Raw genomic sequence first — 1,188 nt, forward strand, 5'->3', positions numbered from 1 at the left:
CTGGCCTGCGTGAACTGGCGGTTGGCGCCGCGCGCGCTGATGGCAAAGGCCACGACCAGCCCGGCGAGCGCCGCCACCAGCAGGGCAAACAGCAATGCCGCCACGCGTGCGCGCCAGGCCAGGCGGGTATCGGCCGCGTCATGGCCAGCAGCGGGCGCGGCAACAGAGTGAACCATGCCGCCATCATCGCGGGGGCTGGCGGAAAAGCCAAGCCCCCGCAACGATCGGCACGACGTCGGGCCTGATCAGCCAGCCTTTGCCGATGACGGCGCCGCAGCCATGCTGGTATCGCCCTGCCAGCCGCCGCCCACGGCGCGCAACAGGCGCACTGCTGCCTGCAGGCGCTGGGTATCCACCTCGATCGCCTTTTGCCGTGTGCGCAGCGCCGTGGTCTGGGCGGTGACGACGTCGAGATAGCTGACCGCGCCGCGTTCATAGCGGCGGGTGGCCAATGCCTCGACCGTGCCAGCCTGCTCGGCCGCGCGCGCCTCGGCGCTGGCTTCGTCGCCCAGGTGATGGAGCCGGGACAGGCCGTCTTCCACATCCTGCACCGCGCTCAGCACGTGGCCCCGATAGTCTGCGGTGGCAGCATCCCAATCGGCGCGGGCCTGCATCACGCGGGCGTGGCGACGCCCACCATCGAACAGGGTCATCACCGCCGCCGGGCCAATCGACCAGAACGTGTTGGGCGCGGCGATGATATTGGCCAGCGTGGTATCCTGCAGGCCAACCTGCCCGCCCAGCAACAGCGAGGGGAAGAAGGCCGCGCGGGCAACGCCAATGCGCCGATTGGCGGCATACATCCGCCGTTCGGCGGCAGCGATATCGGGCCGGCGCTGCAAGAGCGTGGAAGGCACGCCCACCGGCACCGCGGGCAGCGCCAGGCTGCGATCGGATGGCGCGATGGCAAAGCCGGTGGCCGGCACGCCCGCCAGCGTCGCCAGCGCATGTTCGGCCAGGGCACGGGCATTGCGGGCATCGGCCAGCGCGGCCTGCGCCTCTGCCAGCTGCGTCGCGGATTGGCCAGTTTCCATGGCATTGGCAATGCCACCGGAAAAGCGCCGCTGCGTCATGTGGTCGGCCCGGGCATAGGCGGCCACGGTGTCGTCGAGCAGCGCGATGATGCGATCCTGCCCGCGCAGCACGGCATAGCCTTCAGCCAGTTCCGCCTGAAGTTGCAGGCGGGTG

1 protein-coding gene is annotated in these 1,188 nt (G+C 70.4%); it reads right to left on the reverse strand.

Annotated elements, in window-relative coordinates; genetic code table 11:
• Positions 1-245: 245 nt before the first annotated feature.
• The coding region (locus tag H926_RS35110) for an efflux transporter outer membrane subunit (protein WP_022677973.1) at positions 246-1,188 on the reverse strand (943 nt) is incomplete at its 5' end.

The sequence above is a fragment of the Novosphingobium sp. B-7 genome (assembly GCF_000410615.1).
GTDB lineage: Bacteria > Pseudomonadota > Alphaproteobacteria > Sphingomonadales > Sphingomonadaceae > Novosphingobium > Novosphingobium capsulatum.